Consider the following 22715-nt stretch of genomic DNA (forward strand, 5'->3'; position numbering starts at 1 on the left):
AGCGGGTCAGGAGGTGAGGACCGCGACGTAGTCGACGAGCATGGGGTGCCCGGGGCGGGTTTGCGCCGTGGGGGTGGGGTGGCCGGCCAGAGCGTTGGGAAAGCCGCCGCCGATGGCAACGTTCAGCAGGAGGAAGTGTCCCCGGGCCGTGGCCGCTTGCCAGGCGGCCGGGTCGACCTGCGTGGAGCTGACGGTGTGGTAGTGCCGTCCGTCGACGAACCAGCGCAGCCGCTCGGTGGAAGTACGACGGTCCCATTCAAGGGTGTAGGTGTGAAAGGCGCCGGTGCAGCGCACGCGGGGGCAGGTCGTGCTGGCGGCCAGGCCGGTGCTCTCGTTGCACGGCCCCCCGGCGGGTGTGCCGCAGTGCATCACGCCCCAGACGCGGTCCAGGCCGTTGGCGTTCTCCATGATGTCGAACTCACCAGACGTCGGAGAGGGCACGCCCGCCCGGTATGAGGCTCCCAGAGTCCAGAAGGCCGGCCAGTAGCCTTCGGCGGCCGCGCCAGTGACGGCGGGCAGCTGGATGCGGGTCTGGATGCGCATGCGTCCGCCCGCAGGAGGCCGAAAGTCGCTGCGGCGTGTCTCGATGCGCCCTGAAGTCCACCGCCCCGCCGAGTCCCGCAGGGGGGTGATGCGCAGATTGCCCCGGCCGTCGTGGCTGATGTTGGCCGGGTCGGCGGTGTAGGTCTGCACCTCACCGGTCCCCCAGTTGGGCGGGCCACCGGGGTACCCGGTGCCAACATCGATGATCCACTTATCGGCATCGGGCAGGCTCCCCGCGCGCCCGTTGAAGCTGTCCGCCCACTGAAGCCTCCAGACGTGGGCGGCCGACGCGGGGCTGCCGCCGACGGCCAGCGGGGCCAGACCCGCGCACAGGGCGGTCAGCGTAGCCGCCAGTGCCAGCCGCGCACGGCGGTTACGGAAAGGCGTCCTCATCGGGCTGCACCTCGCTGGGTAGTGGTTCGGCGGACTCCGCGCCCGGAAAGCCTTTGTCACCCTATGCAGTGTGATGCCTGGATTTGATCTACGACACAACAGGCGGGCGTCCGGATTCCCGTATCGGCGAGGCGGTCTGCGCGCCGCCGTCATCTCCAAGGCCCGGGTCAACATGCACCGCAAACTGCTGAACATGGCGAAGCTGACGGGCCTGTACCCGCTTGCGGTGCTGTCCGACCGCGTCGTCTACCCGAGCCCCGGCCCCAGCCCGCTGGACTTCCTGCCGAAACCCGAAGGCGTCCAGGAGATGCTCTGGGCAGTGGACCTGATGGAGAAGGGCTACGACCCGGCCCGCCACGTCGAGGGCGGCGACGCCGCCCTCGACGAAGGGGAGTAGGGGCGTGACCGTGACCGCGCATCAGCCGGGCCGCCACCCCGACGGCCCGGCCCTCGGAGGGAACTGACGCCGTGGGAGAGATCGACGGCGCCATCGAGCGCGCCGACCAGGAGGCCTTCACCCGGGAACCGCCCAAGCCCCTCAAGGGCCAGATCAACTTCCTGATGATTCAGCTCAAGACGACCCGGGCCGTGGCGGCGGAGCTCGGGGTGAGCCAGCGGTCGGTGGAGCGTTGCCGCACGGGCGAACGCAGACACCCGCCGAAGGACATTCGGCAGCGGATCGACACGGCCGTCCGGTCCCGCTGGCAGCCCCAGGACCGCAAGCGCCGGCGCAGGCAGGCCGCGGCCACGGTCGGCACCGTGGTGACGCGGGCCCGGTTCGGCTGCACCGCACCGATCGGCACCACCGACGACGGCCGCTTCCGCCGCCTCACCGTGCGCCTCACGCCGGAGCACGCCCGCCGCCTGTTCGAGGCACGCGACGCGGGCGCCGGCGACCAGGAGATGCGGCAGATCATCGCGGACGGCTTCAAGGACGTGTACTTCCAGGACGGCGGCGTCCGCGCGATGGACCTGTCGGACGTGGCCATCAACGACATCGACTACCTGGATCTCGACTACTGGAGGACCCCGGAAGCAGCCGTTTCCCTCCGGGCCGTCCACGGGGGGCGACCCGGTCCCCGGTGTGGGAGAAGTCTCGTTCGCCGGAAGACTCCCTGGTCAGCATCAATGCCGTCGGCCCCGCCGCACCCTCGTACGGCTGCTCCGAGTGGCGTTCCGAAGCGCCCAAATCTAGCGTCGTACTAAGATTTCCGGCTTGTTACCGAGCTGGAGCCGGACAACCCCAGGCATACCTGCGGGCCCGCCAGCGCCCCGGAGGCATCCGGGATCGAGACGCGAGGACCGGATGGCAGCCATACAGGAGAGCGACGCTCTCGGCCTGCTCGGCGATGAGCTCGGCGCGCAGATCCAGCAGGAGTTCGGTGACGCGGCCCGCTTCTCGGGACGCCCGGCGGCATCGCCACGCACCCTCGTCGACATCTTCGACGCCTCCGTGCGGTCGTATCCGGAGGAGCCCGCCCTGGACGACGGCACGACCAGCCTCACCTACCGGGAACTGGCCGCGGAGGTGGAGCGGCTGCGGCGACGGCTCGGCTCCGCCGGGGTCGGACTCGGGGACCGGGTCGGAGTCCGGGTGCCGTCCGGCACCAACCAGCTGTACACCGCGATCCTCGCCGTACTCGCGGCCGGCGCGGCCTACGTCCCCGTCGACGCCGAAGACCCCGACGAGCGGGCCGAGTTGGTGTTCGGCGAGGCGGACGTGCGGGCCGTCATCGGCGCCGGGCACGAGATCACCGTGCACGGTGCCGGCGAGACCCCCGCCGCACGCCCCGGCGTCGGGCACGACGCGTGGATCATCTTCACGTCCGGCTCCACCGGCAAGCCCAAGGGCGTCGCCGTCTCCCACCGCAGCGCCGCCGCGTTCGTGGACGCCGAGGCCGCGCTGTTCCTCACCGAGGAGCCGATCGGCCCCGGCGACCGGGTCCTGGCGGGGCTGTCCGTGGCGTTCGACGCCTCCTGCGAGGAGATGTGGCTGGCCTGGCGGTACGGCGCCTGCCTGGTACCGGTGCCGCGTGCGCAGGTCAGGAGCGGCGCCGATCTCGGGCCCTGGCTGGTCGAGCAGGAGATCACCGTCGTGTCGACCGTGCCCACGCTCGCCGCCCTGTGGGAGCCGGAGACCCTCAACGACGTACGACTGCTGATCTTCGGCGGTGAGGCCTGCCCGCCCGAGCTGACCCAGCGGCTGGTGACCGAGGGGCGTGAGGTCTGGAACACATACGGTCCGACCGAGGCGACCGTGGTGGCCTGCGCCTCGCTGATGAGCGGTCAGGAGCCGATCCGGATCGGGCTGCCCCTGGACGGCTGGGAGCTGGCCGTCGTCGACGAGGCCGGAGAGCCCGTGCCCATGGGCGGCAGCGGACAGCTGGTGATCGGCGGGGTCGGTCTCGCCCGGTACCTCGACGCAGAGAAGGACGCGGAGAAGTACGCGCCCCTGGAATCCCTGGGCTGGGAGCGGGCGTACCGCAGCGGCGACCTCGTCAGGGCCGAGCCCGAGGGGCTGGTCTTCCTCGGCCGGGCCGACGAGCAGATCAAGCTCGGCGGACGGCGGATCGAGCTCGGCGAGGTGGACGCCGCACTCCAGGCCCTGCCCGGGGTCGCCGGAGCCGCGGCCGCCGTACGCACCGCCCGCAGCGGCAGCCAGCTCCTCGTCGGCTACGTCGTCACCCAGGAGGGCTGGGACCACACCACCGCCGTCGAGAAGCTGCGGGCCGAACTTCCCGCCGCGCTCGTGCCGTTGCTCGCCCCGGTAGAGGAGCTGCCCACCCGCACGTCGGGCAAGGTCGACCGGGGCGCCCTGCCCTGGCCGCTGAAGGACCTGGACAAGGGCGGCCCCGCCGAGCAGCTCTACGGCACCGAGGCCTGGCTCGCCGAGCAGTGGACCGAGGTGCTCGGTATCCCGGTCACCAGCGCCTCCGACGACTTCTTCGCGATCGGTGGCGGCAGTCTGTCCGCCGCCCAGCTCACCACCCGGCTGCGCACCCGCCACCCCAGCGCGGCCGTCCTGGACATCTACCAGCAGCCCGTGCTGCGCAAGCTCGCCCGCCGGCTCGAGAAGTCGGCGCAGGACGAAGAGGACCGGCGCACGATCACCCCGGTGCCCAGACGCGCCCAGGTGATCCAACTGCTGGTCCTCGTTCCGCTCTTCACCCTCCTCGGGCTGCGCTGGACCGTGGCACTGGCCGCACTCGGCACTCTGCTGCCCGCCTACGCGTGGCTGCCCACGGCCCCCTGGTGGCTCCTCGCGGTCGCAGCGGTCGTCCTGTTCAGCCCGCCGGGGCGGCTCGCCCTGGCCGCCGGCGGCGCGCGACTGCTGCTGCGCGGCGTGAAGCCCGGCCGGTACGCGCGCGGAGGCGGCGTACACCTGCGGCTGTGGACGGCCGAACGGCTGGCCGAGTTCAGCGGCGCGACCTCGCTGACCGGCTCCTGGCTGCAGCGGTACGCGCGGGCGCTGGGCGCCAAGGTCGGCCCGGACGTCGATCTGCACTCGCTGCCCCCGGTCACCGGCCTGCTCAGGCTGGGGCGGGGCGCGGCCGTGGAGTCCGAGGTGGACCTGTCCGGCTACTGGCTGGACGGCGACCGGCTGGAGGTCGGCACGGTCAAGGTGGGCGCTCACGCCGTCGTCGGCACCCGCAGCGTGCTCCTCCCCGGCGCCCGGGTGGGCAAGCGGGCCGAGGTGGCCCCTGGTTCCGCCGTCACGGGGCAGGTTCCCACCGGTCAGCGATGGGCGGGCGCGCCCGCGGTCAAGCTGGGCAAGGCCAAGCGCAACTGGCCGAAGGAACGGCCGCGCCGGGGCACGCGTTGGAGCGTGATGTACGGTCTCACCGGCCTCGCGCTCACCGCGCTCCCGGTGCTCGCGGGGCTGGCCGCGCTCCTCGTGGCCCGCGCCTTCGTCACCCCCGGCTCGGTCCTCACCGGCGCCGCCCTGGCCGTCGTACCGGCGACGCTCACCTACGGACTCGCGTACGCGGTGCTGCTCCTGATCGCGGTACGGCTGTTGAGCCTCGAACTGCGCGAGGGCACGCACCCCACGCACAGCCGGATCGGGTGGCAGGCCTGGACGGTGACGCAGCTGATGGACCGCTCGCGCGAAACGCTGTTCCCGCTGTACGCCGGGCTGGTCACGCCGGTGTGGCTGCGGCTGCTCGGCATGCGGATCGGACGCGGCGCCGAGGTGTCGACCGTGCTGGCGCTGCCCAGCCTGACGACCGTCGGCGAGGGCGCGTCCTGGCCGACGACACCCTGACCGCGCCCTACGAACTCGGTGGCGGCTGGATGAGGATCGGCCGGGCCGAGATCGGACGGCGGGCCTTCCTCGGGAACTCGGGGATGACGGGGCCCGGACGGAGCGTGCCGGACGGCGGGCTGGTCGGCGTGCTGTCGGCGACCCCGAAGAAGGCCAAGAAGGGCACCTCCTACCTGGGGCTGCCGCCGGTCAAGCTGCCGCGCGCCGCCGCCGACGGGGACCAGAGCCGCACCTACGAGCCGCCCGCCCGGCTGCTGTGGGCGCGCGGACTGGTGGAACTGTGCCGGATCGTGCCGGTGTTCTGCTCGGCGGGCCTGGCGGTGCTGACGATCGCCGCGCTGTGCGCCCTGGGAGCCTGGGCGCCGCTGCTGTCGGGGCTGGTGCTGCTCGCGGCGGGCGGCGGCGCGGCCCTCGTCTCGATCGTCGCCAAGTGGGCGCTCGTGGGGCGGCACCGCAGCGGCGAGCATCCGCTGTGGTCGTCCTTCGTGTGGCGCAACGAGCTGGCGGACACCTTCGTCGAGGTCCTCGCCGTGCCGTGGCTGGCGGGCGCGGTGCCGGGCACACCGGTGATGACGGCCTGGCTGCGGGGCCTGGGCACCCGGATCGGCAGGGGCGTGTGGGTGGAGAGCTACTGGCTGCCGGAGACGGACCTGGTGACGCTCCGGGACGCCGTCACCGTGAACCGCGGCTGCGTCCTTCAGACGCACCTCTTCCACGACCGGATCTTGCGGACGGATACTGTGGTCCTCCGTGAGGGCGCGACGCTGGGCCCTGGCGGGATCGTCCTGCCCGGCAGCACGATCGGGGCCCGCACCACGCTGGGTCCCGCGTCGCTCGTCATGGCCGCGGAGTCCGTCCCCGACGACACCCGCTGGCTCGGCAACCCGATCGAGGCATGGCGCCCCTGAGCGCGGGTCACTCGGAGCCGGGAGGCGACGCACCGGCAGGCAGTGGCAGCAGCGCAGCGCAGGGAGATCAGGCGGCAGTGGCAGTCCAGCAGGCGGCGGGCGCGGACCCGTACTTTCCGGAGCACGGCGACCCCCGGTACCGGGTGCACCGGTACGAGCTCGCGCTGGACTACCGCCCGGGGCCGAACCGGCTCTCCGGGACGGCCCGCATCAACGCCATAGCGGGACGGGCGCCGCTCACCGAGTTCGTGCTGAACCTGGCCGACTACAAGATCGGCAGGGTGCGCGTCGACGGACGTCAGCCGCACTACACGCACCGCGGCGGCAGGCTGCGCCTGCGTCCCGCCAAGCCGGTCCGCGCCGGGGCGCCCTTCACGGTCGAGGTGCACTGGTCGGGCAACCCCGAGCCGGTGAACAGCCCCTGGGGCGGGCTCGGCTGGGAGGAGCTGGAGGACGGGGCGCTGGTGGCCAGCCAGCCCATCGGGGCGCCGTCGTGGTACCCGTGCAACGACCGGCCCGCCGACAAGGCGTCGTACCAGCTCTCGATCACCACGCCGTCTGCGTACGCGGTGGTGGCGGGCGGACGACTGCTGACCCGGACGACGAAGGCGAGCACCACCACCTGGGTGTACGAGCAGTCGGCGCCGACCTCCAGCTATCTGGTCGGCCTCGTGATCGGCAAGTACCAGACGGTGCTGCTGGGCGACCCGGGCCCGGGCGGGGTCCCGCAGCACGGGCACATCCCGGCGCATCTGCTGGGCGACTTCTCGCGGGACTTCGCACGCCAGCCGCAGATGATGGAGGTGTTCCAGGAGCTCTTCGGGCCGTACCCGTTCGACGAGTACGCGGTCGTGGTGACCGAGGAGGAGCTCGACGTGCCCGTCGAGGCACAGGGACTGTCGCTGTTCGGCGCCAACCACGTGGACGGGGCACGGGGTTCGGAGCGGCTGGTGGCGCACGAGCTGGCGCACCAGTGGTTCGGCAACAGCGTGTCGATCGCCGACTGGCGGCACATCTGGCTGAACGAGGGGTTCGCGAAGTACGCGGAGTGGCTGTGGTCGGAGCGTTCGGGTGGGCGTACGGCGGAGCAACTCGCGGCCGCCGCACACCGGTTGCTGTCGTCGCTGGCCCAGGACCTGAGACTGTCGGATCCGGGGCGCAAGTCGATGTTCGACGACCGGCTCTACGAGCGCGGCGGGCTGGTCCTGCATGCCGTGCGCTGCGCGCTGGGCGACATCGCCTTCTTCCGCATGCTGCGCGGCTGGGGGCAACTGCACCGGGGCGGCACGGTCACCACCGCGGCCTTCACCGCGCACGTGGCGCGCTTCGCGGCCGAGCCGGTGGACGAACTGCTGCAGGCGTGGATCCACGGGACGACGCTGCCGCCGCTGCCCGGGGGCGAGAGGCGCGCGGCGGGCTAGGATCCCCGCCCGTCGCGGTTCTCGCCGACCGGCGTGGACCCGGGCCGTCCCGCCGCCGGCGTCAGCGTGGGATGCCCACGGCGTCGAGCTGCTGGTGCATGACCTCCGCCGGAAGGGCCGGGTTGCTCAGCGTGGGAGGCGAGCTCCGGGTCCTCGCAGCTCTCCAGGACGAGGTCGACCGGCAGGGCGGGATGCGCGGCCGCCATGCCACGCACGCGCCTCTCGGGATCGGTGAGGAGCCGGGCCACCACGTCGGCCGGGGCGTGCTCGTCGAGTCCCACCAGCCACCTCTTCTCCGGGTGTCGAACACCTCGTCCAAAAGCGCGCGCCAAGCCAGCGTGTCCCAGGCCGCGATGGCCTCTTAGGACAGCAGCCGGGTCAGTACGTCCACCGGCGCCGCCGGATTCCGCGCCAGGGCACCGATGGTCTCGCGGTACGGACACCGGTCGCACATGGTTCCCCCTGGTCGGTGCCGCCGGCCGTCGGTGTACTCCGGTTGACGGATTCAATGATGACCCTGCTGGGCAATGGGCTAAAGAATGTCATGAGCACGACTCCCCTTCCCCCACAAGGAGGTCGATCATGCACGTCCGTTCGCTGACCGGCAGCGTCGCAGCCGCCTGTCTGATGTCCCTGTCCCTGACGGGTGGACAGATCGCGGCCGCCGCCCCCCACACGTCGGACGCCCCTCTGGCCGCTCGTGTCGTGACCTACGACGCCAGTGGATCCGCCGAGTTCAAGAGTGCCGTCGACCGGGGCGCGGCGATCTGGAACGAGAGCGTCGACGCCGTCGAGCTGCGACCGGTCGCCACCGGCCAGCGGGCGAACATCCGGGTCCTCGCGGACAACGGCTGGCCGCGCGCTCTGCCCACCACCCTGGGCAACGGCACCGTGTACATCGGGCGCCAGGCCGTCGACCAGGGTTACAACACGATCCGCATCTCCGCGCACGAACTCGGGCACATCCTGGGCCTGCCGGATCGCAAGCCCGGTCCGTGCTCCAGTCTGATGTCCGGTTCCAGCGCGGGCACTTCGTGCACGAACCCGTATCCGAACGCCGCCGAGAAGGCGGAGGTCGAGGGCAACTTCGGCGGCGAACTCGCAGGGCGGGCCCCGGCGGTGCGTGCCGGGGTGATCGTGGACTGACGCCTGCGGTTCCTCGCGTGAAGAGGCCCGGTGTCCGTCTTGGATGGCGCGCCGGCGATCGGTAGCGGCAGCGAGCCGCGACGGTTCCCCTGTCACCACGCCGCACGGCAGGGGAACCGACCGGCCTGTCGCGTCGGAGGACGGGCCTGGTGGAGTCAGCCCTTCAGCGCGGCGAGGGCGGCGTCCGGGGTGTCCCGGGGAGGGAGTGCGCCGCTGCGAAGGCGGACTGTGCTGCCTCAGGCCCGGCGGGCGTGGAGGCCGGCCGCGTGACGCAGCGCGTCGCGGCACAGGACGGCGGGGTGCCGGCTGCTGCCCTGGCGTACGACCGTGAAGATGCGGCGCGTGCGCCGGCCGCGGGGAGGGGGTGCAGGGGGACGGTGGGGGGCTGCCCGTTCCGGACGAGGTCGGGGAGGAAGGCCACGGCCTGTCCCTGCTCGACGAGGAGCTGGTGGAGCAGAAGGTCGGTGGTCCCGAACCGAACGTCGGGTTCGAAACCCGCACCACGGCACAGTGCGACGGCCCAGTACCGGGCGGTCGTGCCCTCGGGCAAGATCGTCATCTTCTCCACCGGACTGCTGCCCGCCCTGGCCTCGCCCCGGCTGCCCACCGCCTGGGCCATGCCCCTCCTCGTCCTCCTCCACACCCCCCTCACCCTCGTCTGGCTGGGCGGGTACGTGCTTCTGCTGTCCAAGGCCGGGCCGGTCCTGCACAGGCCACGCGTCCACCGTGTGCTCGGGCGGACCACGGGCGTCGTGCTGATCGGCTTCGGCCTCGCGATGGCCGGTACCGCCGGCTGACACGCAGCCCGGCCGCGCCCGCTGTCTCCCCGCGAGGGGCGCGCACTCCCGAGGGCGGCGGCGCAAGACCGGTGACATTGCCGGTCCGCGCGCGGAGGCCGGTCCCCGACAGTGGCACGGCCAGCCCAACGGCGGTGCCCGACCGCGGGCACGCGGCAGACACCCCAGGTCCCGCGTGCCCGTGGAACGGCCGATCGCCACGACAGAGAGGACGACTCGTCGTGCACCTCAAGCCCCACACCGACTCACCGACTCGCCCCCGCGGGCGCGGGGCGGGACGACTGGCCGGAGCCAGCGCCGCACTCGCCCTCGCCGTAGGCCTGGGCCCCCTGGCCGGCCCGGGGGCCCACGCCGCGGACAACCCCTACGAGCGCGGCCCGGCCCCCACCACCTCCAGCATCGAGGCGCTGCGCGGTCCGTACGCCGTGTCGCAGACGTCCGTCTCCTCGCTGTCCGTCACCGGGTTCGGCGGCGGCACCATCTACTACCCGACGTCCACCAGCGACGGCAGGTTCGGCGCCGTGGTCATCTCGCCCGGCTACACCGCCTACGAGTCGTCCATCGCCTGGCTCGGACCGCGCCTGGCCTCGCAGGGCTTCGTGGTGTTCACCATCGACACCCTCACCACGCTGGACCAGCCCGACTCCCGCGGCCGCCAGTTGCTGGCCGCCCTCGACCACCTCACCGAGCGCAGCTCGGTCCGCACCCGCGTCGACGCGAGCCGTCTCGGCGTCATGGGGCACTCGATGGGCGGCGGCGGCAGTCTGGAGGTCGCGAAGTCGCGTCCGTCCCTGCAGGCGGCGATCCCGCTGACTCCGTGGAACCTCGACAAGACCTGGCCCGAGGTCACCACCCCGACCCTGATCTTCGGCGCCGACGGCGACACCATCGCCCCGGTCGCCTCGCACGCCGAACCGTTCTACTCGAGCCTGTCCTCCTCGCTGGACCGGGGCTACCTGGAGCTGAACTCGGCGACCCACTTCACGCCCAACTCGTCGAACACGACGATCGCGAAGTACAGCATTTCCTGGCTCAAGCGGTTCATCGACAACGACACCCGCTACGAGCAGTTCCTGTGCCCGCTGCCCCGGCCGAGCCTGACCATCGAGGAGTACCGGGGCAACTGCCCGCACGGTTCCTGACCCGTCCCGCGCCCCGGGCCACGGAGCCGCGGCGGCGGGGACCGGCGGCGGACGTGCGCGAGGCGTCCGCCGCCGGTGGCGTGCCCGGGCACTCCCGAAGCGGCCGTCCGTTGGGCCGCCGCACAATCCGTCCACCGCCCGGGCCCGGTCAACGCGCAGGTGAAGCCGAGGGCACGCACGCCGGAGCGCGCGGACGTCAGCCTTCCGGTCCTTCCTGCTCGCAAGTAGCCTCCGTGGGATGACGGGAGACAGCAGCAGGGTGCGAACGGCTCCCCGCGCAGGGAGCCGGAACGGCCACGACGCCGCCCGGTCGGCCGCCGAGGACCGCGGCCATGCGGAACTCGCACGCGGCAGGCGTCAGTTGTTCGACGGACCCGTGGGCGACGCGCGCGAGACCCTGCTGCTGGCCGCGTCCCTGCTGGCATCCGACGTCCCGGAGACCGCCGAAGCCGCACACCTCGGCGCGGCGGACGCCGCCTGGGCGTCCGGCGACGTGGTGGCCTGCCTGGCCGTCCTCGACGGCACGGATGTGTCAGGGCCGGGGGAGGGCCGCGCCGCAGCCGGGTTCCTCGCCGACGAGGGGGGTGCGTCGAGGACCGGCAGGGGCGATGCGCCCGCGATGGGCCCCGTCGACCCACCACCGCCCGGCGTCACGAGCCTCACCCCTCCGCCCGCGGAGGGCGGGCAACCGGAACAGTCCGCCCCCGGGCCCCGGCCAGGCGGGTGGGTCCGCGACCCGTTCATCCGGGACTACCGCGACGGTATGAGTGCCCTGCTGGCCCGGCGGCCGGAGCACGCCGCCGGGCCCCTGCGGCGCGTGCTGGACCGAGCCCGCCGCGACGACCGGCCGGAGCGGCTGCTGCGCGCGGCGGCGGCGGCCCTGCTGCTCGGGGACGTCCACGCGGCCCGCACCGCCGGGGCCCGCGCCCTCGCGGCCGCCCGGACCACCGAATCCGCCGCGTTGGAGGCACGCGCCCTGGAGTACCTGGCCTACGGCGAACTGCGCGCCGGCCGTCATGCCCAGGCGCGCGCCCACGCCGAGGAGGGTGTGCGTGCGGCGCTCGTGGCCGGCCACCGCAACACCGCGGCGAGCCATCACGCGATGCTCGCCCTGGCCGCTTCGATCGAGGGGGACACCGCCGCGGTGGCCCGGTACGCCTCGGCCGCCCTGGCCACCGCCCGTCGCCACGGCCTGGCCCAGGCAGCGACCCTGACCGAGTGGGCCACCGCCCGCGCCGACCTGGCCCGCGGCCGTCCCCTGGACGCCGCCGACCGGCTCGGGCCCCTCGTCGGTCCCGGCCCGCGGCGCGGTCACTTCGCCGTCTGGATGCTCGCTGTGCCCTGTTTCGTGGAGGCAGCGGTGCTGGCCGGGCAGCCGGAGGACGCGCGGGGCGTCGTCGACGACCTCGCCCGATGGGCCTCCTTCGGCGCCGATCCGCACGCGCCGGCCCAGCACGCGCGCTGCCGGGCCCTGCTCGCCGCGGACGACCGGGAAGCCGACGACCTCTACCTGCGGGCGCTCGCCTTGCACGACGAGTCCGGCGGCGACTTCGAGCGGGCCCGCACCGAGCTCCTGTACGGCCGGTGGCTGCGGCGTCGCCGCAGGCTGCGGGAGGCGCGCGGCCGGCTCGGAGCCGCCCTGGTCGGCTTCGACCGCTGCGGAGCCGGAGCCTGGGCCGACCAGACCCGGGGCGAATTGCGCGCCAACGGAGCCGCGTCCGGGAAGGAAGGGGCCGTGGGGCTGTCGGGGCTGACCCCGCAGCAACTGCGCATCGCACGCCACGTGGCCGAGGGAGCCACCAACCGGGAGGTGGCCCAGCGGCTGGCCGTCAGCACCCGCACGGTCGACTATCACCTGCGCAATGTCTTCGCCGCCCTCGGCGTGCGCTCCCGCATCGAACTGGCCCGCATGGTCGATCAAGAGCAGCGCTGAGCCCCCCGGAAATCTCGGCTGACGCATCGGGAAGACACCGCACGACCCTGGGGACCGACCGGACGGTATGTCATCCTTCGAAGCAGCACTACACGGGTGACGACGGCCGCACGGCCGGAGCACCCGCCGGACGCCGCCGCGCCCGGACGGCGCCGGGGGCCGCCGGAAGGCCGATGTCGGGGGAGGACCGCCATGCATCCTGCAGCACGCGCACGTACGACGTTCCGCACCGGGCCGACGCCGGTTCCGCAGCCGCGGTCACGGCGGATCCGGTCGCTGATCGACGCCGACGCGCTGCGCGTCCTGCACCGGGCCGCCCGCGTCCTGCTGGACGACCTGCCGGACCTGACCGACCGGCTGCTGGCGGTCCTGCGCGAGCAGGAACCCGCGTACCGGACCACGCTGGAGAACGATCACGCGGCCACCTGGCAGGAGGTGCACCGCTCGCTGCGGCACAGCGTGACCTCGCTGCTCGACCCGCGCGGCACCCGTGAGGCCGCCCACCGCTGCACCTGGCGGATCGGCGCCACCCGGGCCGAGCAGGGACTGCCGCTGGACGCCCTGCTGCACGCGTTCCGGCTGGGCGGGTCCCTGGTGTGGCAGCGGCTGGTCGAGGAGACCACCCGCTCGGAGCCCGAGGACATCCGGCTCCTGGTGCATGTGGCCACCGACGTGTGGAACTTCGTCGACGAGCACTGCACCCTCGTGGCGGACGCCTACCGGCAGGCCGAGCGACAGCTCGCCTGGCGGCGCGAGAACAGGGTGCGCCTGCTGGCCGCGGCCCTCCTGGACGGCACGAGCCGGATCGCGGACCTGCCCGAGACCGCCGAGAGGCTGAGCCTGCCGGAGCACGGCCGGTACGTCGTCGTCGCGTTCGCCGGCGGCCCGCCGCATGATCTTCCGACCGGCGGGAGCGCGTACCTCCACTCGGGAGTGGACGTGGACCACGGCATCGTCCTGGTTGCCGACGAAGACGACAGGGAGCCCGACCGGGACCCCCTTGCGGCCCTGGACCTGACCGCCGACGCCCCGGCCGGCCGCCGGATCGGCGTCGGCAGCGCCGTGACGGGACTCGCCGCCGTCGGCGACGCCCGGCGCCTGGCCGATCTGGCTCTGAGCATCTGCCCACCGGAAGGCGGCACGGTCCGGCTCACCGAACACCTCCCCGAGGCGCTGGTCGTCTCCTGCCCGGAGCTCGGCGCGACCCTCACCGAGCGGGTGCTCGGCCCCCTGCTCCGCCTGGAACCGGCCGACCGCGACGTACTGCTGGACACCCTGGTCGCCTGGTTCGCCTGCGAGGGTTCCGCCCAGCGCGCCGGTGAACGGCTGTACTGCCACCGCAACACCGTCCTGAACCGCCTGCGCCGCTGCGAGCAGCTCATCGGCCGTTCCCTGGCCCGCCCGCACGACGTGGTGGAGATCAGCCTCGCACTGACGGCGCGCCGACTGCCGCGCGGCTGATCGGCGATTCCCCAGGGGTTGGCCAGGGGGCGCAACCGAACCCCGGCGACGGTCGCCCAGGGCGCAACCGCGCCCCGGCGCGGGTCGCGCACCCCGCCCCTGGCCAGCCGCACAGTCCCCGCCGGCCCGGATCGCGTCCCCCCTGGCAGCCGCCCCCCCCGTTGGCCCAGGTCGCCTGCCCACCCGGGCACCCGGGCACCCGGGCACCCGCCGGCCCGGGTCGCCCCGCCCCTGGGCAGCCGCACAATCCCCGCCCACCCGCGTTGGGAGCATGCAGCCACCCGGCCCGAACACCTGTACCGCCCCTCCACGCCCGTGCTGTCGTGAGCTGCCCTTCCCCCGAAGCACCCGTGCCCGACGGCACGGATCCGAGGAGCCGTGATGCCCGAAGCACCACCGGACGAGGAGCCCGCCCTGCACGTCGAGGGCCTCGACGTGACCTACGGCCGCGCCCTGTCCGCCCTTCGCTCCGTGTCCCTGACCGTCCCGCACGGCACGGTCGTCGCCCTGCTCGGCGCCAACGGCGCGGGCAAGACGACCCTGCTGCGGGCGGTGTCGGGCACCCTGCGCCTGCACCGCGGCGCGGTCACGGCCGGCCGCATCCGCTACGGCGCCACGGAACTCGACGGGCGGGACCCGGTCGCCGCGGTGCGCGCCGGGGTCGTCCAGGTCCCCGAGGGGCGCCGGGTCTTCGCCGGGCTCACCGTCGACGAGAACCTGCGCTCCGGCGGCCTCGGCCTCGGGCGGCGCCGCCCGGACCAGGTCGCCGAGGCCCGGGAGCGGGTCTTCACGCTCTTCCCGCGCCTGGCCGAACGCACCCGGCAGGCGGCGGGCCTGCTCTCCGGCGGCGAACAGCAGATGCTCGCCATCGGCCGGGCCCTCATGGCCGCGCCCCGCCTGCTCCTGCTCGACGAACCCTCCCTGGGCCTCGCCCCGCAGATGGTGTACCGGATCGCCGAGGTCGTCCGCGAGATCAACGCGCAAGGCACCGCCGTGCTGCTCGTCGAGCAGAACGCGGGCATGGCGCTGTCCCTGGCCCACACGGCCCACGTCCTGGAGGTCGGCGACATACGCCTCTCCGGGCCCGCTGAAGAACTCGCCCGCACGGACGCCGTGAAGCGGCTGTACCTGGGCGAGACCACCAAGGAAGGCGCCGAGACCGCCGAAGAAGGCGCCGAGACCGCGCAGAGAGCCGGAACCACCGAGGGGCAGGGAGCCGCGTGACCGTCCGCACCACCGCACCGCCCGAACTCGCCGTGACGGACGTGACCGTCCGCTTCGCCGGGCTCACCGCCCTCGACGCGGTGGCGTTCACCGTCGCCCCGGGCTCCGTCCACGCGCTCATCGGACCCAACGGAGCGGGCAAGTCCACCTGCTTCAACGTGCTGTCGGGCCTGTGCCGCCCGGTCGGCGGCACCGTACGGCTCGGCGATGCCGACCTGACCCGGCTGGCGCCCCACCGCATCGCCGCGCTCGGCGTGGCCCGCACCTTCCAGAACATCGTCACCACCCAGGGCACGGTCGCCGACAACCTGATGCTCGGCCGCCACGCCCTGTCCCGGGCCGGATTCGCCGCCAGCGCGCTGCGCCTGCCGCACGTGCGGCGCGAACAGCGCGCACACCTCGCCCGGGCCCGCGAGATCGCCGAACTCACCGGACTCGGACACCACTTCGACAGCCCCGTCGCCCTCCTCTCCTACGGCGACCGCAAACGCGTGGAGTTCGCCCGCGCCCTCTGCCTGGAGCCCAGCGTCCTGCTGCTGGACGAGCCGGTCGCCGGGATGAACGCGGCCGAACGGGCCCGGACGGTCGAGGTCGTGCACGCCGTGCGCGCCGAACTCGGCCTGTCCGTCGTACTGGTCGAGCACGACATGGGTCTGGTGATGCGGCTCGCCGACGAGGTCACCGTCCTCGACTTCGGCCGGGCCATCGCGCACGGCACTCCCGACGAGGTCCGCGGCGACCCCGAGGTGCTGCGCGCCTACCTCGGCACCGGCGCCGAACAGGAGGACGCGGCATGACCACCCTCCTGGACACCCTCTTCAACGGCCTCGCCCTGGGCGCGGTCTACGCCCTCGTCGCGCTCGGCTTCGTCATCATCTTCAAGGCCTCCGGCGTCATGAACTTCGCCCACGGCTCCCTGCTCCTGCTCGGCGGCTACCTCACCGCGGTACTCCACGACGACATCGGCTTCGCGGGGGCCCTCGCGGTGTCCGTGCTGGCGACGGCGGCCGTGGCCGGTGTCATGGACCGCTTCCTGCTCCAGGCCGGCGGGCCGGACCCGCACGGCGCCCATGTGCAGACCATCGTCACCATCGGCGTCGACATCCTCATCCTCACCGACCTGTCCCGGCGTATCGGCGGCGACCTGCTCTCGCTCGGCGACCCTTGGGGCGACTCGGTCAGCGGGCTCGGTCCCGTGACCGTCGCGGACAGCCGGATCGCCGCGATCGTGGTCTCCGGCGTGGTCATCGCCGGCGTCTTCGCACTGTTCCGGTACACCTCCTGGGGCCTGTCGCTGCGCGCCGCGGCCGAGGACGTCGAGGCGGCCTCCCTGATGGGCGTACGGCTGGTGCGCATCCGCATGCTGGCCTGGTGCCTGGCCGGAGCGCTGGCCGCGCTGGCGGCGGTGTTCCTCGCCGCGTTCCCGGCGCCCGGGCTGGAGCGCACGACGGGGCAGATCGCCCTGAAGGCGTTCCCGGCGGCGATCCTCGGCGGGATGGCCTCGCCACCGGGCGCCCTCGCGGGCAGCCTGCTGATCGGCATGACCGAGGCGCTCGTCGCGGGCTACCAGTCCGATCTGCACGTGCTCGGCGAGGGGTTCGGCGACGTCGCCCCCTACGCGGTGATGGTCCTGGTGCTGCTGGTGCGGCCGACCGGGCTGTTCGGGGGAAAGGCGGCGGTCCGTGTCTGAGCGACTCTCCCGTGCCGGCGCCGTCCGCGTCGGCTGGACCTCGGCGATCGTCGTCGTCCTGTGCGCGCTGCCCTTCTACCTCGACGCGTTCTGGCTGCGCATCGGCCTGTTCTCGATGGCGGCGGCCATCGGCGCGGTGGGCCTCGGCCTGCTGTCCGGCACCGCCGGCCAACTCTCCCTCGGCCACGCCTTCTTCCTCGCCGTCGGCGCCTACGGCTACGTATGGCTGGCCGGTGAACCCGGGCCCGGGCTGCCCACCGCCCTGGCCGCCGTACTCGCGGTCCTGCTCGCCGGGGCGGCCGGCGGGCTCTTCAGCCCCGTCGCCGGCCGGGTACGCGGCATCTACCTGGGCGTCGCGACCCTCGCCCTGGTCTTCCTCGGGCACCACGTCCTGCTCACCGCGCACTCCGTCACCGGCGGATTCAACGGCCGCTCGGTGCCGCCGCTGGAACTCGGCGGCTTCTCCTTCTCGGCGGAATCCGAACTGACCCTGCTGGGCGTACCGTTCGGCGCCGAGGAACGGCTCTGGTACCTGGGCATCGCCCTGTTCGCGGTCACCTGGTTCACTGCCCGCGGACTGCTCCGTGGCCGTCCAGGGCGCGCCCTGGTGGCGCTGCGCGACAGCGAGACCGCGGCGGCCGTGATGGGCGTGAACGTCTCCCGGCACCGCTCGGCGGCCTTCGTCGTCTCGTCGATGTACGCGGGCCTGGCCGGGGTGATGCTCGCCCTCTCCTTCCGCCGCGTGGTGCCCGACTACTTCGGCCTGGTGCTGTCGGTCGACTACCTCGCCATGATCGTCATCGGCGGACTCGGCTCGGTGGCCGGAGCCACCGCGGGCGCCGTCTTCGTCACCGCCCTGCCCCTGCTGATGACCCGCTACGCCGACCAACTCCCGCTGGTGGCCGCCCCCGGCACCACCGACGGCACGGTCGGCCCCACCGAGGCCGCCCGCTACCTCTACGGAGCGGCGATCGTCCTGATCCTCCTCTTCGCCCCCGACGGCCTGCACGGCCTGGTCCGCCGCCTGCGCGCACGCCTGCGCCGCCGGGCCGCCCCGCCACCCGTCGGCACCACCTCCCCGTCCCTGCCGCCCACGTCAGCCGCACGAGCCAAGGAGCCCACCCCGTGAAGTCCACGCACCACACCGCACCACGCACCAGAACGCTACTGGCCACCGCCCTCGCGGGCCTGCTGCTCGCCGGTACCGGATGCAGCTCCAAGGCAGACTCCTCCGGAAGCACCGACGACGGCGCCGACGGCATCAAGACCGGCCCCGGAGTCACCGACAAGACCATCAGACTCGGCGCTCTGACGGACCTCACCGGCCCCTACGCCACCCTCGGCAAGAGCATCGTGCAGGCCCAGCAGATGTGGGCCGACGAGGTCAACGCCCGTGGCGGCATCTGCGACCGCCGCATCGAGATCGTCGTCAAGGACCACGGCTACGACGTCCAGAAGGCCGTCACCGCCTACGCCGACATCTCCGCGGACGTCGTGGCGCTGCCCCAGGTCATCGGCTCGCCCGTGATGGCCGCACTGCTCGACGACATCGAACGGGACAAGGTGCTCACCTTCCCGCAGGCCTGGGCCGCCTCCCTGCTCGACCGGGACTCCGTCCAGGTCCTCGGCACCACCTACGACATCGACATGATCGCCGCGGTCGACTTCCTCACCCGCACCAAGGGCCTGGCGAAGGGCGACACGATCGGCCACGTCTACTTCGAGGGCGACTACGGCGCGAACGCGCTGGAGGGCTCGCAGTGGGCCGCGAAGAAGGCGGGCCTGAAGGTCGCCGGCCAGAAGATCAAGGCGACGGACACCGATCTGTCCGCGCAGGTCTCGGCGCTGCGCAAGGAGGGCGTCAAGGCGGTCCTCATCAGCGCCGGACCGGCCCAGACGGCCTCACTGGTCGGGGTCGCGGCCTCCCGGGGCCTGAAGGTACCCGTCGTCAGCAGCGCCCCCGGCTACGCCCCGCAGCTGATGAAGACTCCGGCCGCCCCGGCCCTGGCGGCCATGCTGAACGTGGTCAGCGCCATCCCCGCGGTCAGCTCCGACGCGGCCGGGGTCCGCAAGATGGTCGCCTCCTACAAGAAGAAGTACCCGGGCTCCCTGGTCGACTCCGGCGTGCTCTCCGGCTACAACGCCGCTCAGCTGATGGGCACCGACCTGAAGAAGGCCTGCGAGAACGGCAGTCTGGCCCGCGAGGACGTGGTCAAGGCCCACCGCTCCCAGTCCAGCGTCGACGTCGGCCTCGGCTCGCCGCAGAACTTCTCCGACAAGGCACGGCCCGCGAGCACCTCGACCTATGTGTACAAGCCGGACGACAAGGCGGTGGGAGCCGCCGTGAACGTCGAGAACGCCCACATCGCACCGGGCGTCAAGGAGTACCTCACGTCGCGGAACTGACGGCGGGTCCTAGTGCCGCGGCAGGCAACGTTCGCCCCGTCGCGACGCCCGGCACGCACTCTCGCCGCACCGGGCACAAACCCAAGTACATCCAGTACGAGGGCATGCACCCGGCACGCCGAGAGCACGCACCGGACGCCGCTCCTTGACGGGCAAACGTTGCCTGCCGCGGCACTAGGATCGGCCCGTGATCGCGGACCTGCAATGTGTGGTGCTCGACTGCCCCGAACCGGTGCAACTGGCCGCGTTCTACCGGTCGATCCTGGGCGGCACCGTCAACCAGCCGGACCGGCGGTGGGCGTTGAGCGACGACTGGGCGACGCTGCACACGCCGTCCGGTGTCGTCCTGGCGTTCCAGCGGGCAGCCGACCATCACCCGCCGCTGTGGCGGGATCCGTCCCGGCCACAGCAGTTCCACCTCGACTTCGGCGTCGCGGACCTGGACCTGGCCGAGGAGCAGGTACTGGCCCACGGGGCGACGGTGCTGGACGCCGGTGCCGACGGGCGGAGCTGGCGGATCTATGCCGACCCGGCGGGGCACCCGTTCTGCCTGGTCCGCCATTGAGGAAACGGCAGCTTGCCCGAGCGCCGCTCGGTCCGCTCTATGCCGACCCGGCGGGGCACCCGTTCTGCCTGGTCCGCCATTGAGGAAACGGCAGCTTGCCCGAGCGCCGCTCGGTCCGCCGACCGCCACGGCCACCGGCCACCGTCGCCGAGGACCTCGGGTGCCGATCACGGTCGCGCGGGTACACATCGCTGCATGTCCGAGGTGATGCAAGCAGGCGGTTGGGGGTTGCTGGCGGGCAGTGCTCTCCTGCTGGGAGCGGTGTTCGGGTACGGGATGCGCGTGTCGCAGAAGGTCATCGCGCTGGTGATGGCCTTCGGTGCCGGCGTGCTCCTCTCGGCCGTCTCCTTCGAGCTGGTCGGCGAGGCCTACGAGCAGGGTGGGCTGGGTCCGGCAGCGATCGGGACGCTGGCCGGAGCAGTCGCCTACACCGCCGGGAACCTGTGGCTGGCACGCCGAGGCGCCCGCCATCGCAAGCGATCGGGTCATCACACGGAACAGGCGCAGCCGTCCGAGGAGCAACAGGGCGGCTCGGGCACGGCGCTGGCACTCGGCGCGCTCCTGGACGGAGTGCCCGAGTCGGCGGTGATCGGCGTCAGCCTGCTCGACGGTGGGGCGGTCAGCCTCGTGACGGTCGCGGCGGTGTTCATCAGCAACATCCCGGAGGGCCTGTCCAGCTCGGCGGGCATGAAGAAGTCCGGGCGCAGCAAGGCCTACGTCTTCGGGGTGTGGGGCGCCATCGCGGCCGCGAGCACCGTGGCCGCGATCCTCGGCTACGCCGTCCTCGGCGGTTTCTCGCCCACCGTGCTCGCGGGGGTGACAGCGGTGGCCGCCGGAGCGATCCTGGCCATGATCGCCGACACGATGATCCCCGAGGCGTTCCAGGAAGCCCATCTGGCGATCGGGCTGGTCACGGTCAGCGGCTTCCTGGTCTCCTTCGCGCTCTCCCACGCCTGACCCTCGCGCTGCCCGGTCCTCCACGCCCCCGCTCCGCACCCATGGGCGCCACGACAGCATGCGACAACATCTAGGCAGAGGCGTCGGTGCTTCGCTCCTCCGACACGGGAGCGCCTGCGGTCCGGGCCTCCAGGGCGTGCAGGACGGCCACCATGTCCTCGCCGCCATGGCCCCGCCGGACGGTCTCGTCGTAGAGGGCGTGGCACACGTCGAGCAGCGGGGACGCCAGACCGGCCTTGCGGGCGGCCTCGGCGATCAGGCGGTTGTTCTTCCAGACGTCCGCGGCGGCCGCCTGGACCGAGAAGTCGCGCTGAAGCAGTTTGAGTGTCTTGACCCGGGAGACGGCACTGGCCATGGGGCCGGCGTCCAGGACGTCCCGGAAGAGACGCTGGTCGAGCCCGTGCCGCTCGGCGAAATGGAACGCCTCGGCAAGCCCCGTGACCACGGCGATCAGGAACAGGTTCACGGAGAACTTCAGCAGCAGGGCGCCCGGGACGGCCCCGCACCCGAACGTCTCCCGGCACAGGGGAGCGAGCAGGGGCCGGACGGTCGCCACGGCGTCGTCGTCGCCCGCCAGCATCCCGACCAGCTCGCCCCGCTCGGCGGGGACGCGGCTGCCGGAGACCGGGGCCTCGACGTAACGCCCGCCCGCCGCCCGGATGTCCCTTAGGAGGCCGCAGGAGTACTCGGCCGAGGTCGTGCCCATGTGGACGACGGTGTGGCCGGCGACGCGCGGGGCGAAGTCCGGGGTGCCGCGCCCCAGGACCGCGTCCACGGACGTCTCGTCGGCCAGCATGAGGAACACGGTGGAGGCACGGCGGAACACGTCGCCGGCGCTCGCCGCCACCTCGGCCCCGGCGGCGTGCAGAGGCTCGCAGCGCTCCGGGGTGCGGTTCCAGACCACGAGCCGGGTCCCGGCACGGGCGAGGTTCAGTGCCATGGGCTGACCCATGACTCCGAGACCGATGAAACCGACGTACATGACGCACCGCCTCCTGCGGCTCGCGTTGCAGCCGAGCCGTCGCCGCCCTCGACTATGACAGCGGTCATAGTAGTCGCGGTTATGACGGCGGTCATAGGGTGGGATTCGACAAGGACGTGCCGGAGGGCTGACGTGCTGGAGAGCTGAGGGAGGCCGAGGGTGGCGAAGGCTGAACGGGGACCGCGTGAGCGGATGGTCTTCAGCGCGGCCCAGCTCATCCGCCGCGACGGAGTCGCCTCCACCGGCATGCGCGAGGTCGCGGTGACCGCCGCGGCCCCTCGTGGCTCGCTCCAGCACTACTTCCCCGGCGGCAAGACGCAGTTGGTCGACGAGGCGGTGGGCTGGGCGGGCGGATACGCGGCGGACCGCGTCGCCCGGTTCCTGGCCTCGCTTCCCGAGCCGACACCGAGCGGACTCTTCGCCGCGATGGTGCGTCAGTGGACCGACGAGTACGAGGCCGCCGGCTTCGCGGGCGGCTGCCCGGTCGCCGCGGCCACGGTGGACTGCGCGGAGTCGGTCCCCTCCACACGGAAGGCGGCGTCCGCCGCGTTCGCCACCTGGACCGGTGCGGTCGCCCGGGCCCTGACCGGGATGGGTGTGCCCGAGGAACGGGCCGGCGCACTCGCCACGCTCATGATCAGCAGCCTGGAGGGGGCGATCGTCCTCGCCCGCGCCGACCAGGACGTCCGGGCCCTGACGACCGTGGCCCGGGAACTGGGCCCTGTCCTCGACGCGGCAGTGCGAAAGCCGGACGGCTCACCGGCCGGCGATGACACCGGCGCTAGTCCCAAGGCCGTGAAGTTATGGCTCGGGCGGGGTTGTCCAGGGGGCCGTAGGCAGCGGTTTCGCCGGACATGAGGAGCGGAGCCCCGGTAGAACTGGC

At 73.0% G+C, this 22715-nt stretch carries 17 protein-coding genes and 3 pseudogenes; 17 read left to right on the forward strand and 3 right to left on the reverse strand.

The features are described from left to right. Positions 1-6: 6 nt before the first annotated feature. Entirely contained in the window at positions 7-936 is a 930-nt protein-coding gene (locus tag HDC93_RS35280; RefSeq protein WP_185014897.1) for a glycoside hydrolase family 16 protein, read from the reverse strand. Positions 937-1054: 118 nt separating this feature from the next. Between HDC93_RS35280 and HDC93_RS35285 the strand changes: the two are divergent. From HDC93_RS35285 to HDC93_RS35300, 4 genes and pseudogenes are all read left to right on the forward strand, one after another. Next, a pseudogene (locus HDC93_RS35285) lies at positions 1055-1333 on the forward strand (transcriptional regulator); the annotation flags it as partial. Positions 1334-1404: 71 nt separating this feature from the next. After that, positions 1405-1956 (forward strand): annotated as a pseudogene (gene tpg, locus HDC93_RS35290) (telomere-protecting terminal protein Tpg); the annotation flags it as partial. Positions 1957-2242: 286 nt separating this feature from the next. Next, positions 2243-6108 (forward strand): annotated as a pseudogene (locus tag HDC93_RS35295) (Pls/PosA family non-ribosomal peptide synthetase). Between the two features lie 77 nt (positions 6109-6185). After that, positions 6186-7529: a M1 family metallopeptidase gene (locus HDC93_RS35300; RefSeq protein WP_185014898.1), complete on the forward strand. Its 1344-nt coding sequence runs from the start codon at positions 6186-6188 to the stop codon at positions 7527-7529. On the opposite strand, the gene HDC93_RS35305 is transcribed toward HDC93_RS35300, so the two are convergent. Next, positions 7526-7810, reverse strand: coding sequence for a hypothetical protein (locus tag HDC93_RS35305; RefSeq protein WP_185014899.1), 285 nt, complete (start codon positions 7808-7810; stop codon positions 7526-7528). The two genes, HDC93_RS35300 and HDC93_RS35305, sit on opposite strands and share 4 nt — an antisense overlap. Before the next feature lie 301 nt (positions 7811-8111). Here HDC93_RS35305 and HDC93_RS35310 point away from each other — a divergent pair, with 301 nt between their 5' ends. The 12 genes from HDC93_RS35310 to HDC93_RS35365 all read left to right on the forward strand — a co-directional run bounded on the left by HDC93_RS35310 (position 8112) and on the right by HDC93_RS35365 (position 20850). Continuing rightward, positions 8112-8675 (forward strand): snapalysin family zinc-dependent metalloprotease, encoded by a 564-nt coding sequence (locus tag HDC93_RS35310; RefSeq protein ID WP_185014900.1) that lies wholly within the window; start codon positions 8112-8114, stop codon positions 8673-8675. A gap of 536 nt (positions 8676-9211) precedes the next feature. Beyond that, the gene (locus HDC93_RS35315) at positions 9212-9472 is read left to right on the forward strand and encodes a hypothetical protein (RefSeq protein WP_185014901.1); all 261 of its coding nucleotides are present in this window, start codon (positions 9212-9214) and stop codon (positions 9470-9472) included. A gap of 221 nt (positions 9473-9693) precedes the next feature. Next, positions 9694-10614 (forward strand): dienelactone hydrolase family protein, encoded by a 921-nt coding sequence (locus HDC93_RS35320; RefSeq protein ID WP_185014902.1) that lies wholly within the window; start codon positions 9694-9696, stop codon positions 10612-10614. 238 nt (positions 10615-10852) lie between these two features. Then, positions 10853-12547: a helix-turn-helix transcriptional regulator gene (locus HDC93_RS35325; RefSeq protein ID WP_185014903.1), complete on the forward strand. Its 1695-nt coding sequence runs from the start codon at positions 10853-10855 to the stop codon at positions 12545-12547. A gap of 192 nt (positions 12548-12739) precedes the next feature. Then, the gene (locus HDC93_RS35330; protein WP_185014904.1) at positions 12740-14008 is read left to right on the forward strand and encodes a CdaR family transcriptional regulator; all 1269 of its coding nucleotides are present in this window, start codon (positions 12740-12742) and stop codon (positions 14006-14008) included. A 381-nt stretch (positions 14009-14389) separates the two neighbouring features. Then, a complete protein-coding gene (locus HDC93_RS35335) occupies positions 14390-15232 on the forward strand; it encodes an ABC transporter ATP-binding protein (protein ID WP_185014905.1) in 843 nt (280 codons plus the stop codon). Next, the gene (locus HDC93_RS35340; protein WP_185014906.1) at positions 15229-16029 is read left to right on the forward strand and encodes an ABC transporter ATP-binding protein; all 801 of its coding nucleotides are present in this window, start codon (positions 15229-15231) and stop codon (positions 16027-16029) included. The genes HDC93_RS35335 and HDC93_RS35340 overlap by 4 nt, the downstream gene beginning before the upstream one ends. After that, positions 16026-16922: a branched-chain amino acid ABC transporter permease gene (locus HDC93_RS35345; RefSeq protein WP_185014907.1), complete on the forward strand. Its 897-nt coding sequence runs from the start codon at positions 16026-16028 to the stop codon at positions 16920-16922. Before HDC93_RS35340 ends, HDC93_RS35345 begins: the two co-directional genes overlap by 4 nt. Continuing rightward, complete coding sequence (locus tag HDC93_RS35350; protein ID WP_185014908.1) at positions 16915-18051, forward strand: branched-chain amino acid ABC transporter permease; 1137 nt, start codon at positions 16915-16917, stop codon at positions 18049-18051. Before HDC93_RS35345 ends, HDC93_RS35350 begins: the two co-directional genes overlap by 8 nt. Further along, positions 18048-19328, forward strand: coding sequence for an ABC transporter substrate-binding protein (locus tag HDC93_RS35355; protein ID WP_185014909.1), 1281 nt, complete (start codon positions 18048-18050; stop codon positions 19326-19328). Before HDC93_RS35350 ends, HDC93_RS35355 begins: the two co-directional genes overlap by 4 nt. A gap of 187 nt (positions 19329-19515) precedes the next feature. Next, positions 19516-19893 (forward strand): VOC family protein, encoded by a 378-nt coding sequence (locus HDC93_RS35360; RefSeq protein ID WP_185014910.1) that lies wholly within the window; start codon positions 19516-19518, stop codon positions 19891-19893. 195 nt (positions 19894-20088) lie between these two features. Continuing rightward, on the forward strand, positions 20089-20850 hold the full coding sequence (locus HDC93_RS35365) for a ZIP family metal transporter (protein ID WP_185014911.1): 762 nt from the start codon (positions 20089-20091) through the stop codon (positions 20848-20850). Positions 20851-20920: 70 nt separating this feature from the next. Here the strand turns inward: HDC93_RS35365 and HDC93_RS35370 are convergent, their stop codons facing one another. Further along, a complete protein-coding gene (locus HDC93_RS35370) occupies positions 20921-21832 on the reverse strand; it encodes an NAD(P)-dependent oxidoreductase (RefSeq protein WP_185014912.1) in 912 nt (303 codons plus the stop codon). Between the two features lie 192 nt (positions 21833-22024). Between HDC93_RS35370 and HDC93_RS35375 the strand changes: the two genes are divergently transcribed. Continuing rightward, positions 22025-22690 carry a TetR/AcrR family transcriptional regulator gene (locus HDC93_RS35375; RefSeq protein WP_185014917.1) on the forward strand — a complete coding sequence of 222 codons (666 nt, stop codon included), beginning with the start codon at positions 22025-22027 and terminating at the stop codon, positions 22688-22690. Positions 22691-22715 lie beyond the last annotated feature (25 nt).

The sequence above is a fragment of the Streptomyces sp. AK010 genome, from assembly GCF_014207295.1.
In the GTDB taxonomy this organism is placed as follows: Bacteria; Actinomycetota; Actinomycetes; order Streptomycetales; family Streptomycetaceae; genus Streptomyces; species Streptomyces massasporeus.